This window comes from Corynebacterium sp. KPL2838, assembly GCF_040225455.1.
In the GTDB taxonomy this organism is placed as follows: Bacteria; Actinomycetota; Actinomycetes; order Mycobacteriales; family Mycobacteriaceae; genus Corynebacterium; species Corynebacterium rhinophilum.
Genome location: NZ_JBEHFT010000002.1, coordinates 115,963 through 131,311 on the forward strand (window position 1 = coordinate 115,963; position 15,349 = coordinate 131,311).

A 15,349-nucleotide genomic window follows, 5' to 3' on the forward strand; every position below is an offset into this window, starting at 1 on the left:
ATGAGCCGCGGGAAAGAGCCTCGACATAAGAAGGTCAACAGATTGCAAAGGAACATCTGACTACGAGACGACTAACTATGGCGAACGACCCCCGCCAGGACGTTACCGACCTTGATTCCTGCTGCCCTTTTATCGAGTCTTCGGCGCCCATCACCTGCAGTCAGGTACACCGAGGATTCACTATCCGTAGCTTCGATATAAGCTTAAAAAGGTACCTACTTCATAAGCTAATCCTCAAGTACCTAGACAGTCATACTTCGGTCGAGATTAAAGGAACATCTTGCGATTTACACTCATATCCACCAGCACAGCAATCATCATGACGCTGGCGGGAGCTAGCGCGTTTTTCATCCCAGCATTCATTGCAGTCGGAATTGCTATCGACAGCAACAACCGGAAAAACCGTGCAGCCTAAAATCATTGACGCAGGCAAAGAGCTGCGGACCGGCGGGGACTGCAGTGATCGTATCGACGTAAGCTACGCGGCGTGGCTCAATTACTGAGCCATACGAAAAGTCTCGAGACACGATAGGAACGATGTCTCGAGACTTCACAGCGTGCCCCCAGTGGTGTCTGGTTCCATGACATCGTTCCGGTTCGCCCTGCAAGAATGTCTCACCACATCGATCCGGCAGACAACCCGTGGATGAAAATGCCCCAACTGGGCAAAAAGGAATGTCTCGAGACATCGTTCCAACAAGATCATAGTGCGTTAACGTCAAGCAGATAGTTACACGTACCTTAAGCTCAGCTTCCACCGAAGATAGCAGGCACGCGAGAGGCTCAAAAGTGCCTTGTCGCAAAGTTCTGGCGCCCGCAGAACCTGCATCGAAGGCTTACATTCCGCACCGAACAGTACTTCGCCCGGGCAGATTCCATCGGGCGTCGACGATCCATGAATCGGGAAATTAAGCCACAAAGATCCTAAAGTTTTGAACATTTTTGAGCACCGCAAAAAAGAAATATCTCGAGACACCATAGGAACGATGTCTCGAGACTTCACAGCGTGCCCCCAGTGGGACTCGAACCCACACTGAATCGATTTTAAGTCGACTGCCTCTGCCGATTGGGCTATGGGGGCAGGGCGCAAGGAATAGTGTAGGACACTATTCCTAAAAAGAGTTAATGAGGGGTAGATTCACTAACCAGACCTGCAATGATGCCGTCCAGGATGTCTTTTTCACTGATGAAAAAGCTGCGCGCATCACTAGTGCGCTCGATGAGCTGCATGATTCCCTCAACTGCTACTGCCCCACCGCCGATGACATCGGCGCGGCCTGGGTGAATGACCGGATTGAGGGCGCGTTCTTCCGAGGGAATGCTGACGAGTTGCTTGAGCAGCACCCGCAGGGCATCGAAACGCAGCTCCGAGCCGTGGATCGCATCGGCATCATAGCGCTCTAGGCCCTGTGCCAAGGCGGATAGCGTGGTGAACGTGCCGGCACAGCCCACAATGGTGCGCGCCTTGGACATGGGCACGATCTTTTCCACCTCGCCCATGCGCTCTGCTACGTATTCAGAGGCGATTTCAACCTCTGATTCCGTGGGCGGGTCGGTGCGCATGATGCGTTCTGTCAGGCGCACACAGCCCATGTACGCAGAGTGCGAACCTAAAATCTCTTCATCAGCGGTGCCCACGACAAATTCGGTAGAACCGCCGCCCAAGTCAATGACGCAGAAGGGGCCGCGGTCAGGCTCCATATCGGCTACCGCGCCGTTGAAGGACAGGAGTGCTTCTTCGTCGCCGGAGATAACCTCCGCCTTGGCACCGGATTCAATCTGGCCCAAAAGTTCAGCAGTCATATCGAAAAATTCCTGCTGGTTCTTTGCATCGCGGGTGGCACTGGTTGCCACCATGCGCACGCGGGTGACCTTCTCGAACTTCATCTGGCGCACATAGCCTTCCAAGGCCACGCGGGCGCGCTCTAAGGCATCGGGCGCGATTTCACCCGTTGCATCCACGCCTTGGCCCAGGCGAATAATTTCCATGGTGCGGGTAATATCGCGCACCTTGCCGTCTTCATCAATCTCAGAAATGAGCAGACGAATGGAATTGGTACCGCAGTCAATGGCTGCCACGCGAGTCATGTCTTGCTCCTATTCCGCGTTGGAAAAATCGAACTCCGCCAGCTCAATGCCCAGCTCTTCCACCGTGGGCCAATCCTGCGGAATCGCCGTACCGCGCAGCTTACCGTGGTCGGCCGCCATGGCCACGGCCTCGGTGCCGAGACGGAAGTGCTGGGGGCCTTCGGCAAGCGCATAGGCAATGAGCACGTGCAGGCACTTCACTCGCTCCGGCATGCCGCCGCCGGAAAAGTCCGTGCCCAGGTCCTCAATCTCATTGCGCTTGGCTAAGAAATGCTCGTGGGCCTGGTGATAGTCCGCGGCGAGCTCCTTGTCCTCGGACAGGCGGGACTCCATCCACTTCATTACGTGGGCGACCTCCAACCGGGAGGCCTCTGCGGTCAATCGGGGATCGGTGAGGTAATACAGCGTGGGAAATGGGGTGCCATCCGGCAACTTGGGAGAAGTTTTAATCACGGCCGGTTGGTCATCCGGCGTGCGGAAAGATACCTCCAGCACGCCGCGTGGGGTGCGGTCCAATTGCTCGGAGACGATGGCTAAATCTGCATCAGTGACGGTCATGCGAACAATTATCGCATATCGCCGCTTTCCTCAGGCGCTGGCTCGATCGGCAGGTGCTGCGACTCGCCCGCTGGGGCCTCTTCTTCCGGCGGCTGCGCCACCGAATCCCACAGCACCTCAAACCACGGGCGCGAATCTTCCTGCGCCTGACTATCGGTAGTGACCTGGTTATCGGGCTGAATATTAGGATCGAGGATGCGGTATGCGGTCTCGCCCTGCTCTACCACGCCGAAGCGCCGCCGGGCTTCCTGCTTGATATAGTCCTCGGATTTATATTTATCGATCTCTTCTAATAGGGCGTCTTTTTCATCCTGCTTCGCCGCAATCGATTCATTCAGCCGGGCGATTTCAGAGCGGCCGTGGTAGTAATTGCGCAGCGGCACCGCGATGATGACGAGCACCACCAGTACGAAAACAACGATGACGGTCATGCCAACGATGCTCATGCGATCGGGCTTGCGGTTCTTCTTTTCCTGCGCCCGCTGGGATTTGCGGATATCCGCAGCACGCGAGGCCACCGGAACCCTGGTGCGGCTCCGGCGGCGCTCCGTCTTCTTCTCACGTGCCATAGGATTACTATCCTAGCGCCGCCACACCAGTAACACGGGCGTGGCACGCGCGGAAATTCACCAACTTTCTCAGGCGGTTTCAGCGTTCGGAACATGTGCTGCGCAATAGGCTGTTCGCGGCCACACTGCGCAGAAAATAGTGGCACAACGAGGAAGTCCCCGCCACACCTTCGCGGGGTGCCGCGGGGACTAACTTTCTAACGGAGTTCAGCTTCTAGGCTAGATCCCAAGGCCTTAAGCGTTGAAGCGTGGGAAGGCGGAACGGCCGGCGTAGACGGCGGCATCGCCAAGCTCCTGCTCAATGCGCAGCAGCTGGTTGTACTTAGCCACGCGCTCGGAGCGGGCCGGGGCACCGGTCTTGATCTGGCCGCAGTTAAGGGCGACAGCCAAGTCCGCAATGGTGGTGTCCTCGGTCTCGCCGGAGCGGTGGGACATCATGGTGCGGTAGCCGTTGCGGTGCGCGAGCTCTACGGCATCGAAGGTCTCGGTCAAGGTACCAATCTGGTTAACCTTTACCAGCAGCGCGTTGGCTGCCTTCTTGTCGATGCCCTCCTGCAGGCGAGCCGGGTTGGTGACGAAGAAGTCATCGCCGACGATCTGGACCTTATCGCCAATGGCGGCGGTCAGGATGGTGTAGCCTTCCCAGTCATCTTCCTGCAGCGGATCCTCGATGGAAACGATGGGGTACTCGTTGATGAGCTCCTCGTAGACCTTGGACATCTCCTCGGCGGTGTGCTCGCCGCCTTCGAAGTGGTACTTGCCGTCCTCGTAGAACTCGGAAGAAGCGACGTCAAGGGCCAGGGCAACGTCCTTGCCCGGCTCGAATCCGGCCTTCTTGATGGCCTCAACGATGACGTCAAGCGCAGCGCGGGTGGAATCAACGGATGGAGCAAAGCCGCCCTCATCGCCCAAACCGGTGGACAGACCCTTGTCCTTCAGCACGGCCTTCAGGGAGTGGTACACGCCAGCACCAACGCTGAGCGCCTCGGTGAAGGTCTCTGCGCCGATGGGAGCAATCATGAACTCCTGCACGTCCACGCCAGAGTCAGCGTGGGAACCGCCGTTCAGGATGTTCATCATGGGAACGGGAAGAACGTGAGCGTTTGGGCCGCCGATGTAGCGGTAGAGCGGCAGCGCGGCGGACTCGGCCGCGGCCTTAGCGGTAGCGATGGAGACACCGAGGATGGCATTGGCGCCGAGGCGGGACTTATTATCCGTGCCGTCCAGCTTGATGAGCGCCTGGTCAATGAGGCGCTGGTCATCGGCTTCGAGGCCAGCGATCTCATCGCCAATTTCCTCGTTGATGTTCTCTACGGCCTTCTGCACACCCTTGCCCAGGTAGCGGTCGCCGCCGTCGCGCAGCTCGTGCGCCTCGTGCACACCAGTCGATGCGCCGGAAGGAACGCCGGCAACGCCGTGGGCGCCGTCCTCCAAGAAGACCTCGGCCTCTACGGTCGGGTTACCGCGGGAATCCAGAATCTCGCGTCCAAATGCGTGGATGATACCAGCCATGCTGTAACTCACTCCTTATAGATGATGTTCGTCGCTGAGCCACTTAGTTCAGTTACAGGCCCAATTGTTCCAGAAAACCGCCACGCGTGAGGCTAGCGAGCCGGTTGCGGTACCGAGTAGGCATTGGCCGCGTGGGCTACCTTGTCCAGATATTCCCTGGACTGGTTGTAATTTAAGATGGCCTCTTCCCACTGATCCGGGTCACTGAGATCCCTATCACCAAAGCACAAGAGGTTCGCCGCGCCCAGGGCGGCATCGTCGATCTGGTTCGGGTCGGCCTTGCCATCGCCATTGGCATCGCCGCCGACGGACTCCCACGAGGTGGGGATGAACTGCAATGGCCCCACCGCGCGGTCAAATTCCGTATCTCCGTCGATTTCGCCGTTATCGGTATCCGGGGTGTGCGCGGTGTTATTCGTGCCATCCAGGGTAATGCCGACGATCGGCGGCTGCGGGTAGCCGTTGTCATCCAACTTGGAGGACTTAAACCAGTTGCCGTTATAGGTACCGTGCCGGGTTTCTACAAAGCCCAGACCCGCAAGGGTATTCCACCGCAAATTGCAGCCCGGGTGCTGCTGCCGTGCGATAAGTTCCGCGTTGCCATAGGCGCGCAGCGCTTGCGGCGGAATATCGGTCGTTTCTGCCAAATCCGATGCCCAGTGCGTTAGCTTATCGGCCGTGCGTCCCGGCGCGTTGACATCGATATTTGCCACCTCTTTTCCACCCACGGGCGGGGTGGCATTAGGAACCGAAGAATCATCGGCGGAATTTGACACAAATAGCCTCATTACCAGCGCAATGATGATTACTACGGCTAGTCCGCAGCCCCCGATTGTTCGCAGCAGCCTGTTCATGAGTAGCCATCCTACTAAGTGAAATTCACCCCGCCGGATAACTACACGCGCCCGCCAAGCGTAAAAGTCCCTGAGACTTTGACGTCGCTTTTACTCCCGCGATTTCCCCTCCGCCCAGAGGCGGTTTTGTTCTTCTACGCCTACTATGTCCGCCGTTCCGTCAAAGAGATATGGCGCGCGGGAGCGCATCTTGCGCACGAAGCTGTCGGCGACATCGTCTAGCGAGAAAGTGGAAATCTCGGCGTGAAAAAGCACCTGCAGGAAGATATCCCCTAGCTCTTTGAGCAAATCCTCCTCGGGCGCGCGCTGGCGCACGGCCGCCGCAAATTCACCTGCCTCCTCTTCTAAGTACGGCAGGAGGGATTCATGGGTCTGTTCGCGTTCCCATTCGCCGATGCGGCGGGCCGTTGCCATAGCGCTTCGCGCCTGCATCACGGGATCGTCAAGCGACTCAGCCCTAATGACCTGCTCGCCGGTGGCAATGCGCGCCTGGGTTTCTGGATCGTGTTCATCGGTGGTCACCAAGGTGCCGGTGGCATCATCGCCGCTAAGTAGATCCGAGAAGTTCCACCGCACTGATACCGGCACTTCCCCGGTGAACTGAACGGGTCCGTATAACCTGCCATAGGCGCGCATGGGAATCATGGTGGGCCAGCGTTCATCGAGCAACAGGACTGTCATAGCTACAAAGTCTATCCCGTGTATTTTCTCAAGTTCCCTTTAACGGGGCGGGCGCGGTACTTTAGGCCAATGACCTCCAGCCAAAATAAGTCCCACTCGGTGTCATTGTGGACGCTTGTCGCGCTGATTATCGGATCCACCGTCGGCGCGGGCATCTTTTCGCTACCCCAAAATATTTCCTCCGTGGCGGGCCCAGGTGCCATGCTCATCGGTTGGTTGGTGGCGGGAATCGGCATGCTGTCGGTTGCCTTTGTCTTCCAGATTTTGGCGTATCGCAAGCCCCACTTGGATTCCGGCGTCTATTCCTACGTACGCGCCGGCTTGGGCGATTTCATCGGCTTTACCTCAGGCTGGGGCTACTGGCTGGGCTCGGTGATGGCGCAGGTGGGCTATGCCACCTTATTTTTCAATACGATTGGGCATTACCTGCCGCTTTTCGATGCCGACCACCAATGGCCCTCCGCCATCGCCGTCTCCCTTCTATCGTGGGGCATCTTCGCCGTTTTGGCCCGCGGGGTGCAGCAAGCCGCATTCATGAACCTGGTGACCACGATTGCCAAGATCGTCCCCATCCTGGCCTTCATCGTCTTAGTCGCGTTCATCGGCTTTAGCTGGGATAAATTCACCTTGGATTTCTGGGGCCGAAATTCCAATGCCAGCGTCTTTGAGCAGGTCCAGGGCATCATGCTCTTTACCGTCTGGGTCTTTATCGGCGTAGAAGGCGCCTCCGTCTATTCCAAGCAGGCCACTAAGCGCACGGATGTCGGCCGCGCCACCGTCATTGGTTTCTTCTCCGTGCTTGCACTCTTGGTTTCCGTCTCCACCTTGAGCTTTGGTGTGATGACGAAAGAAGAGCTAGCCGCACTGCCGGATAATTCCATGGCCTCGGTGCTCACGGAGGTCGTCGGCCCGTGGGGCGGGGCGCTGATTTCCATCGGTCTGTGCCTTTCGGTCCTCGGCGCCTACGTTTCCTGGCAAATGTTGTGTGCTGAGCCCATCGTCATGATGGCCATCGATGGCCTTATCCCCCGCCGCATCGGCACCATCAATGTGGCCGGCGCCCCGTGGGTAGCCCAGCTGATTTCTACCACTGCCATCCAGATCTTCATCGTCGTCTTCTACGTCAATGAAGCTTCTTATGCCGCGATGGTGCAGCTCGCCACCATCATGTACCTCCTGCCCTATATCTTCTCCTCGCTGTACCTATTGCTGCTAGCGATACGCGGCAAGGGCGTGACCCACCCGCATGCCGGAACGCGGTTCGATCTATCCGGGCCGGATATTCCCAGACGCGAAAACCGGCGCCACTTTGGCATCGCGCTAGTGGCCTTTGTGTACTCGCTGTGGCTAATTTATGCCGCCGATCCGGTTTATATTCTCTTTGGCGCCCTTGCCGTAGTGCCAGGGCTTATCCCGTATGTGCTCACCCGCCTATCGCGCCGCGAAAAGCTTTTTAATGGATTTGAGTGGTCAATCGTCATCGTGGTACTGGTGGCCGCCACCATCGCCGCGGTCGGCCTTGCCCAAGGATCGCTGGAGCTCTAGTCCTCCCTACCCCACCAAAAGGGCTGGGTCGGTGCACTCACCTGGCATCGCAAGTGGTCTTGAACACAGACAGTTTAGTACGGTTATAACACCCCACTAATTTCTGTGACTATCACCTTTGGAGCACTTGTGACTCAAACCAATGTTAGCGCCATGCCCTCTGCCACTCCTGCTGGTTCGGACCCCGCGGCAGGAAAGGCCTGGGCGGAGCGGATCAAAGAGTTGGCGGAACAGCGCAATGCGGTGATCCTGGCGCATAATTACCAGATCCCGGAGATCCAAGACGTTGCCCACCACACTGGCGATTCCCTGGCGCTGTCCCGCAAGGCGGCGGAAACTGATGCAGATATCATCGTCTTTTGCGGCGTGCACTTCATGGCGGAATCCGCGAAGATTCTTTCTCCGAATAAGAAGGTCCTCATCCCCGATGAGCGCGCTGGGTGTTCCCTGGCAGATTCCATCACCGCTGATGAGCTGCGCCAGTGGAAGTCCGAACACCCCAATGCGCTGGTGGTCAGCTACGTCAATACCACCGCTGAGGTCAAGGCGCTGACCGATGTCTGTTGTACGTCCTCCAATGCCGTCGACGTGGTCAACTCGCTGCCGGCGGATAAAGAGATCCTCTTTTGCCCAGACCAGTTCTTGGGCGCCTACGTCAAGCGCGAGACCGGCCGGGAAAATATCCACATCTGGGCCGGTGAGTGCCACGTGCATGCCGGCATTAGCGCCCAGCAGCTGACCCAGCAGACCCAAGATAACCCGGACGCGGACCTGTATATCCACCCGGAGTGCGGCTGCTCCAATTCCGCGTTGTACCTGGCCAACGAAGGTTTAGTGCCGCAAGAGCGCGTGCACATGCTCTCTACCGGGCAGATGATCACCCAGTCCCAGAAGCAGCCGCAGAATAAGGTGCTCGTTGCCACGGAGACCGGCATGCTGCACCAGCTGCGCCAGGCCGCCCCAGACATCGATTTCCAGGCCGTCAATGACCACGCCGAGTGCAAATACATGAAGATGATCACCCCAGAGGCCCTAGAGCGCTGCCTGATGGAAGAAACCGATGAAGTTACGGTTCCAGAAGACATCGCGAATGCAGCGCGCAAGTCCCTCGAGGCCATGATTTCGATTGGCAACCCCGGCGGGGGCGAGTAAATGGAAGACCTGCGCCTGCCGGATTGCTCCGCGCTCATTTCCACGGCCTTGGATGAGGATTTCGCTTACGGGCCGGATTACACCTCGCTTGCCACGGTGCCGGGTGAGGCCCGTTGCACCGCGGAATTCACCGCGCGCGAGGCCGGCACCATCGCAGGCTTGGGCCTTATCGAGCAGGTCCTTGACGCTACCGCCCAGCGCTTAAGCCAGTGGGGCGTGGTTACAGGCCCCACGCTTGCCGATGCCCCCACCATCACCCTCCACTCCACCGACGGCGACCGCGTTACCCCAGGCCAGGTCATCGCCACGGTGCAAGCCCCTACCCTCCTCGTGCTGGCCGCTGAGCGCACCATGCTCAATATGGTCTCGCACGCAAGCGCCATCGCTACGCAGACGCGGCGTTGGGTCGATGCCATCGCAGCAGCGGCGGAAGAAAAGGGGACGCCGGAGAGCGTTAAGCAAGCCCAGGTGCGCGATACCCGCAAGACCCTGCCTGGCCTGCGCGCGCTGCAGAAATACGCCGTCCGCACCGGCGGCGGGGCGAACCACCGGATGGGCTTGGGCGATGCCGCCATGATTAAAGACAATCACGTGCTCGCCGTGGGCGGCAGCGTAGCAACGGCCCTGCGCCGCGTGCGCGAACATGCCCCGGATATCCCCTGCGAGGTCGAGGTCGATACCTTGGATCAGCTCGACGAGGTGCTCCCGCTGCATCCGGATATGGTGCTGCTGGATAACTTCGCGCTTGCCGATGTCCACACCGCCGTCCATCGCCGGCAAGCCCTCAGCCCAACCACGGCGCTGGAGGCCTCCGGTGGGTTGCAGCTGGAGAACGCCGGTGAGTACGGCACCTCGGGCGTGGACTATATCGCCGTCGGCGCCCTCACCCACTCGGTGCGCGTGCTGGATATCGGCCTGGACTTCTCCTAAGCGCCGATCGGCTATGTGCCGAGGGGCTACGCGCCCATCGGCTACTCGCCTACGCTGATGACTGATCCGGCGCCGGCTTTCTCGCCGGAGACGTTGATGGGTTGGACATCAAAAAGCGCGCTTAAGAAGTCCGCGGCCCACTGGATAAGCTCCTCATCGCGCAGCTTGGGTGAGGTGACATTGCGCCCAGCCTTGGGGAAAGGCACGTTGATGGCCTTGGCCGCGGCCCGGAAGCTCGAACCCGGGTACAGGCGCTTCAGGCGCACCTGCTTGGAATCCGGCAGCTCGACCGGGTGGAATTTCACGCGGGTTCCCTGCACGGTAATGTCTGCCACCCCGGCGCGGCGGGCTTGGTGGCGCAGGCGCGCCACGGCGAGCAAGCGCTCGACCTCCTTGGGCAAGGGGCCGAAGCGGTCTTCCATTTCTTCCCGCGCCGCCGCGAGATCCTTATTATCCTGCGAGGCCGCTAGCTTGCGGTAGACCTCGAGGCGCAGGCGCTCGGAATCGATATAGGACTCTGGGATGTGGGCATCCACGGGAAGATCGATGCGGATTTCCTTCGGCCCCTCGTCCGTCACCGCGGGTGCCTCGCCGCGGGCCAAAGACTTGAAGGCCTCGACGGCCTCGCCGACCAAGCGCACGTAGAGATCGAAGCCCACGCCTGCAATGTGACCGGATTGCTGGGCGCCCAACACGTTGCCAGCACCGCGCATCTCTAGGTCTTTCATGGCCACGGCCATGCCTGCGCCCAGATCATTATTCTGGGCGATGGTAGCCAGGCGGTCATAGGAGGTCTCAGTCAGCGTGGCGCCCTTGGGGTACAGGAAGTAGGCGTAACCGCGCTCGCGGGAGCGGCCCACGCGCCCGCGCAGCTGGTGTAGCTGCGACAAGCCCATGTGGTGGGCATTTTCCACAATGAGCGTATTCGCATTGGCGATATCCAGTCCGGTTTCCACGATGGTGGTACACACCAAAACGTCATACTCGCGGTCCCAGAATCCCTGGACGGTCTTTTCTAGCAGGTCCTCATTCATCTGGCCGTGGGCAACGACGATGCGTGCTTCTGGCACCAAGTCGCGCAGTTCGCGCGCCTTCTTTTCAATATCGGAAACCTTATTGTGGATAAAGAAGGTCTGACCATCGCGCAAAAGCTCGCGCCGAATGGCGGCCGCGACCTGCTTATCCTCGTAGGCGCCGACATAGGTCAGCACCGGGTGGCGATCCTCTGGCGGGGTGAGGATGGTCGACATTTCACGGATGCCGGCCATGGACATCTCCAGCGTGCGGGGAATCGGCGTCGCGGACATGGTTAGCACGTCGACGCTGGCTTTCAGCGCCTTGATGTGTTCCTTGTGCTCCACGCCGAAGCGCTGCTCCTCATCGACCACGATGAGACCCAAGTTCTTCCAGTGCACGCCGGTTTGCAGCAGGCGGTGCGTGCCGACGACGATGTCAATCGAGCCATCGGCAAGCCCCTTAAAGATCTCCGTGGCTTCCTTCTTTGAGGTAAAGCGCGATAGGACCGCCATCTTGACGGGGAACCCGGCCATGCGCTCGCTAAAGGTATCGTAGTGCTGCTGCGCCAGCAGCGTGGTGGGTACTAGGACGGCGACCTGGGTACCATCTTGCACGGCCTTGAAGGCGGCGCGAATGGCGACTTCGGTCTTGCCATAGCCCACATCGCCGACGACCACGCGGTCCATCGGCACCGTGGATTCCATATCCTCTTTCACTGCGTCGATGGCTAGCATCTGGTCCTCGGTTTCGACGAAGGGGAAATTGTCCTCCATCTCCGCCTGCCAGGGGTTATCGGGCGCGAACTGGTGTCCCGGTGCGGCCTGGCGCTTGGCATAGAGATCCACCAATTCGCCGGCGATCTCGCGCACGGCGGCGCGTGCCTTCTTCTTGGTGTTCTTCCAATCGGAACCACCCATCTTGGATAGGTGGGGCGATTCGCCGCCGGTGTATTTGCTGAGCAGATCCAGCGAATCCATCGGCACCCACAGTTGATCCGCCGGCTGCCCGCGCTTGGAGGGCGCATATTCCAGCACGATATATTCGCGCCGGCTGGTCTCATCGCCGGATTGGATGGTGCGCTCGGCCATCTTCAAAAACTTGCCGATGCCGTGCGTTTCATGCACCACAAAATCGCCCTGCTTGAGCGCCAGCGGGTCCACCTTATTGCGGCGCTTGGCCGGCCGCCGCTTGGCGTCCGCAATATCGCCGACGCGGTTACCGGTCAGGTCCGTTTCCGTCACCACGACGAGCGGCAGTGCCTCGGCGTCTTTAAGCTTGCGTACCTTGGGAAAGACCAAGCCCGCATGGCTGAGGGCCTGATACAGGGTGACCTCGCCCGCGCTGGGTTCCCAGCCGGGGGTGGCCACCTTGGTGCGAATGCCCTGCTCGGCAAAACGCTCCACCATGCGCTTGATAGCACCCTGGGCAGGCGCGATAAATGCCGCACGCCCGCCAGCGTTTGTATGCGCCAGCAGCTGGGCCATCATGGCATCGATCTCTTTGATATCACCGCGCGGGGTGGGCCCAGGCTCAAACTCGAGCGGCAGGGTTTCCTCCTCTGGCCCGGCCAACATGCCCGGTGGGGAAAATGTCCACAGCGGCTGACCGGCCTCGCGAATGGAGACCTCCAAAGACTCAAAGGAGCGGTAGCTCGATCCCTCAGTATCGAGCCCTTCCGTGGACAAGGGTCCATCCGCACCCATGGCAGCAGCCTCCCAGCCGGCAGCGAGGAATTCCGCGTCGGTCTTTTCCAGGTCTTCCACGCGGCGCCTGATCTTTTCCGGCGCCACCATCACCACGTGCGTGGCGGCGGGGAGGAACTCGGAAAGGGTGATCAGTGGGGCATCGGAAAGCACGGGCAAAACCGCCTCCATGCCCTCTGCCGGAATATGCTCGCTGACTTTGGTGAGCAGCTCCACCAGCGCTGGGTTGCCGGTGTGCGTCGCCGCCAATGTGGCCGCGCGCTGCGCTACCGCATCCGTAATCGGCAGCTCGCGGGCGGTGAAGATATCGACGCGGCCGACCTCGATTTCCGGGATGGTGCGCTGGTCAGCAACAGAGAACTGGCGGATATCGGTGACCTCATCGCCCCAAAATTCCACGCGCACCGGGTAATCCAAGGTGGTGGGAAAGACATCGATAATGCCACCGCGGGTGGCAAACTCACCGCGCTTGGCCACCATGTCCACGTGCTTATACGCCCGAAATTCCAGGCTGCGCACCACATCATCGAAGTTATATTCGTGGTCTTCTTCCAGATGCACCGGGGCACGGCCCTCGATGTCCTGCAGGATGGGCTGGGACAGCCCGCGCGCGGCCGTGACAATAATGCGCAGGTCATCAATGTTGTGCAGCACCTGCGCGCGCTTGCCGATGATATCCACGCCCGGGCTCAGGCGCTCGTGCGGTAGCGTCTCCCAAGAAGGAAACATTGCGACCTTATCGCCCATCATCGCGGTAAGCTCCGCGGTGAGATCCTCGGCCTCGCGGCTGGTGGCCGTGACCGCCAGCACCGGCGCGTGGTGGGCCAAAGTTCCAAGAGCCCAAGGGCGCGCCTGATCGATACCCGTAATGTGCAGGTCCTGGCCCACATTGGCCACAAGCCCCTTGAGCTTCGGGTCCGTGGCCGCGACCTTAAGCAGACCTGCCAGCATTGGCGTCGCCATTTACTTCCTGCCTCCTAATTTGGGCTTAATTTCCATACCGGACAAACCATTCCAGCATAGATTGACTATATGCGTAGCGACGACTTCCTTATCCGGTTTATCCGGGCTGCGCTCATCCAACCACCACTGTGCCGTAGTAGAGACCATGCCCACGAGGGCCTGCCCATAAATATTGGCTAACTCCGGATTAATACCGCGGTGCTCAAAGGCCTCACCCAAGATATAGGCCACCTGCCCCACCGCTGCATTGAGCAGCGTAGAAAAACTGCGCTCCTCGCCCGGCTTCGAATCGCGTACCAGAATGATGAAACCATCGGTTTCTTCCTCGACGTAATTCAGCAGTGCCATCACGGCCTGCTCAATGCGCTCGCGCCAGCTGCCCTCTTCTAAAGAATCCTTGATGACTTTTTCTAGCGCCAGCATCTCCCGATCCACGACCACCGCATACAGGCCTTCTTTGCCCCCAAAATGCTCGTAGACCACCGGCTTCGATACTCCGGCGCGGGACGCAATCTCTTCAACGCTGGTGCCTTCAAACCCCAATTCCGCAAAAGCGGCGCGTCCAATGGAAATCAATTGCTCGCGGCGCTCGCGTCCGGTCATTCTCTGTCGAACCATGCCTTCTACCCTATCCTTTGCCCCACCCTTACCTAGTAATTTGTTATTTACCCGGGGGCGTCAGGTACGCTATAGCTACAGCAATCGCTGTGGTTCCCCATGGTGTAATCGGCAACACTGCGGTTTTTGGTACCGTCATTCTAGGTTCGAGTCCTGGTGGGGAAGCTTTTCCACGTCCCCCTCTATCAGCAAAAACGCTGGTGAGGGGGGTTTTATTTTTTGGGTTAAGCCCGGATTCTAAGGATCGTGGAAACACCTGACCTTGATTGGTGGTGTTTGTGGTGTCGAGTCGTTGGGATCCTTCGCCGGATGTGGTGGAGCAGCTGTGTTGCTTGGTTTCAGGCGGTCGTAGTGTTCGTAGTGCGGCGTTGGAACTGGGGCTTAGCTTGAGTGTTGCGTATCGGCTGGCTCGTGAGTATCAACTTCCTGTGCGTGTTCAGAAGTCGACTTCTGCTTCGGTTACAGAAAGCATTGAAGCGCTATGGAAGCAGGGTGTGAAGCCGTCAGATATTTCAACGCGGCTTAATGTAGGAACCAGCGTTGTGTACCGCATTGGTATTGAGCTTGGCTTGTGGCAGCGCAATCGAGCGTGTCAAGTTGTTTGTGTGTGGGGCTAGGTTTATAGGTATTTGTCGAAGCGGTCGGGGTAGGCTACGGCCATTTGGTTGATGGCTTGTTTCCAGCCGGAAACTCGGGCTCCTTCCATGAGTCTGCCGGCTGTCGCGGAGACTCGTTCGCCTTGCTTTGCTCTTTTGGCGGCTCGTTTGTCTTCAATGTTGCAGATCATCAACCACAGCGTTTTCAGCGCGGATTCATCGTTGGTGAACTGCGAGGGGGTCAGGAAGTTTGTGTGTGAGGCTCTGATCTAGAAGGAGTTTCACCGATAATGACTACGGTGTCACCAAAGACAAGCCATGACCCGGCGAGGGTCAACGAGATCAGCGAGAAGCTGATGGAAAATCCTTAAGCTCGCCAGCTTGATCAGCGAGCTGTCGGCTTCTGCTGATGATGCAAGCGAGCTGGTCAAAGGCTTGCTACAGGTGTCGATCAACGCTGGTCTACAGGCAGAGATGGATGCGCACGGGCCCGACCCCCGGAAAGTGGACACATCGGGGGTTAGCTATGCTGCTTTGGTCAGTGTAGCTGAAGTCTCGGCTTC

Annotated in this window: 11 protein-coding genes, 1 tRNA gene and 2 pseudogenes; 4 read left to right on the forward strand and 10 right to left on the reverse strand. The window is 59.0% G+C overall.

The genetic code is table 11. The annotated features are described in order from the left end of the window. Positions 1-1,007 precede the first annotated feature (1,007 nt). The 7 genes from ABRP98_RS01465 to ABRP98_RS01495 all read right to left on the reverse strand — a co-directional run bounded on the left by ABRP98_RS01465 (position 1,008) and on the right by ABRP98_RS01495 (position 6,262). Positions 1,008-1,081: transfer RNA gene (locus ABRP98_RS01465), tRNA-Leu, on the reverse strand. A gap of 41 nt (positions 1,082-1,122) precedes the next feature. Continuing rightward, a complete protein-coding gene (locus ABRP98_RS01470; protein ID WP_349857124.1) occupies positions 1,123-2,088 on the reverse strand; it encodes a Ppx/GppA phosphatase family protein in 966 nt (321 codons plus the stop codon). Positions 2,089-2,097: 9 nt separating this feature from the next. Continuing rightward, positions 2,098-2,646, reverse strand: coding sequence for a DUF501 domain-containing protein (locus ABRP98_RS01475; protein ID WP_349857125.1), 549 nt, complete (start codon positions 2,644-2,646; stop codon positions 2,098-2,100). Positions 2,647-2,654: 8 nt separating this feature from the next. Further along, complete coding sequence (locus tag ABRP98_RS01480; protein WP_284769959.1) at positions 2,655-3,215, reverse strand: septum formation initiator family protein; 561 nt, start codon at positions 3,213-3,215, stop codon at positions 2,655-2,657. 234 nt (positions 3,216-3,449) lie between these two features. Next, positions 3,450-4,727, reverse strand: a complete 1,278-nt coding sequence (gene eno / locus ABRP98_RS01485; RefSeq protein WP_349857126.1) for a phosphopyruvate hydratase — start codon at positions 4,725-4,727, stop codon at positions 3,450-3,452. A gap of 92 nt (positions 4,728-4,819) precedes the next feature. Continuing rightward, complete coding sequence (locus ABRP98_RS01490) at positions 4,820-5,581, reverse strand: lytic transglycosylase domain-containing protein (RefSeq protein WP_349857127.1); 762 nt, start codon at positions 5,579-5,581, stop codon at positions 4,820-4,822. Positions 5,582-5,671: 90 nt separating this feature from the next. Continuing rightward, entirely contained in the window at positions 5,672-6,262 is a 591-nt protein-coding gene (locus tag ABRP98_RS01495; protein ID WP_349857128.1) for a MazG nucleotide pyrophosphohydrolase domain-containing protein, read from the reverse strand. A gap of 69 nt (positions 6,263-6,331) precedes the next feature. Here ABRP98_RS01495 and ABRP98_RS01500 point away from each other — a divergent pair, with 69 nt between their 5' ends. The 3 genes from ABRP98_RS01500 (at position 6,332) to nadC (ending at position 9,889) form a co-directional block, all read left to right on the forward strand. Next, entirely contained in the window at positions 6,332-7,807 is a 1,476-nt protein-coding gene (locus ABRP98_RS01500; protein ID WP_284769963.1) for an amino acid permease, read from the forward strand. A gap of 129 nt (positions 7,808-7,936) precedes the next feature. Next, the gene (nadA, locus tag ABRP98_RS01505) at positions 7,937-8,959 is read left to right on the forward strand and encodes a quinolinate synthase NadA (RefSeq protein WP_502878774.1); all 1,023 of its coding nucleotides are present in this window, start codon (positions 7,937-7,939) and stop codon (positions 8,957-8,959) included. After that, entirely contained in the window at positions 8,960-9,889 is a 930-nt protein-coding gene (gene nadC, locus ABRP98_RS01510; RefSeq protein ID WP_349857129.1) for a carboxylating nicotinate-nucleotide diphosphorylase, read from the forward strand. A 41-nt stretch (positions 9,890-9,930) separates the two neighbouring features. Here nadC and mfd read toward each other — a convergent pair whose 3' ends face one another. From mfd to ABRP98_RS01525, 3 genes and pseudogenes are all read right to left on the reverse strand, one after another. Next, positions 9,931-13,572 carry a transcription-repair coupling factor gene (mfd, locus tag ABRP98_RS01515; RefSeq protein WP_284782431.1) on the reverse strand — a complete coding sequence of 1,214 codons (3,642 nt, stop codon included), beginning with the start codon at positions 13,570-13,572 and terminating at the stop codon, positions 9,931-9,933. Beyond that, positions 13,573-14,190: a TetR/AcrR family transcriptional regulator gene (locus ABRP98_RS01520; protein WP_005282075.1), complete on the reverse strand. Its 618-nt coding sequence runs from the start codon at positions 14,188-14,190 to the stop codon at positions 13,573-13,575. A gap of 619 nt (positions 14,191-14,809) precedes the next feature. Further along, positions 14,810-15,019, reverse strand: a pseudogene (locus tag ABRP98_RS01525) (IS256 family transposase); the annotation flags it as partial. Positions 15,020-15,076: 57 nt separating this feature from the next. On the opposite strand from ABRP98_RS01525, the pseudogene ABRP98_RS11775 reads away from it, so the two are divergent. Continuing rightward, positions 15,077-15,272: pseudogene (locus tag ABRP98_RS11775) on the forward strand (IS256 family transposase); the annotation flags it as partial. Between the last annotated feature and the right edge of the window lie 77 nt (positions 15,273-15,349).

Coding starts and splice junctions, on each gene's coding strand:
- ABRP98_RS01495 (WP_349857128.1), bottom strand. CDS start 6,262: ATGACAGTCCTGTTGCTCGATGAACGCTGGCCCACCATGATTCCCATG.
- ABRP98_RS01500 (WP_284769963.1), top strand. CDS start 6,332: ATGACCTCCAGCCAAAATAAGTCCCACTCGGTGTCATTGTGGACGCTT.
- ABRP98_RS01520 (WP_005282075.1), bottom strand. CDS start 14,190: ATGGTTCGACAGAGAATGACCGGACGCGAGCGCCGCGAGCAATTGATT.
- ABRP98_RS01475 (WP_349857125.1), bottom strand. CDS start 2,646: ATGACCGTCACTGATGCAGATTTAGCCATCGTCTCCGAGCAATTGGAC.
- ABRP98_RS01480 (WP_284769959.1), bottom strand. CDS start 3,215: ATGGCACGTGAGAAGAAGACGGAGCGCCGCCGGAGCCGCACCAGGGTT.
- nadC (WP_349857129.1), top strand. CDS start 8,960: ATGGAAGACCTGCGCCTGCCGGATTGCTCCGCGCTCATTTCCACGGCC.
- ABRP98_RS01470 (WP_349857124.1), bottom strand. CDS start 2,088: ATGACTCGCGTGGCAGCCATTGACTGCGGTACCAATTCCATTCGTCTG.
- mfd (WP_284782431.1), bottom strand. CDS start 13,572: ATGGCGACGCCAATGCTGGCAGGTCTGCTTAAGGTCGCGGCCACGGAC.
- eno (WP_349857126.1), bottom strand. CDS start 4,727: ATGGCTGGTATCATCCACGCATTTGGACGCGAGATTCTGGATTCCCGC.
- ABRP98_RS01490 (WP_349857127.1), bottom strand. CDS start 5,581: ATGAACAGGCTGCTGCGAACAATCGGGGGCTGCGGACTAGCCGTAGTA.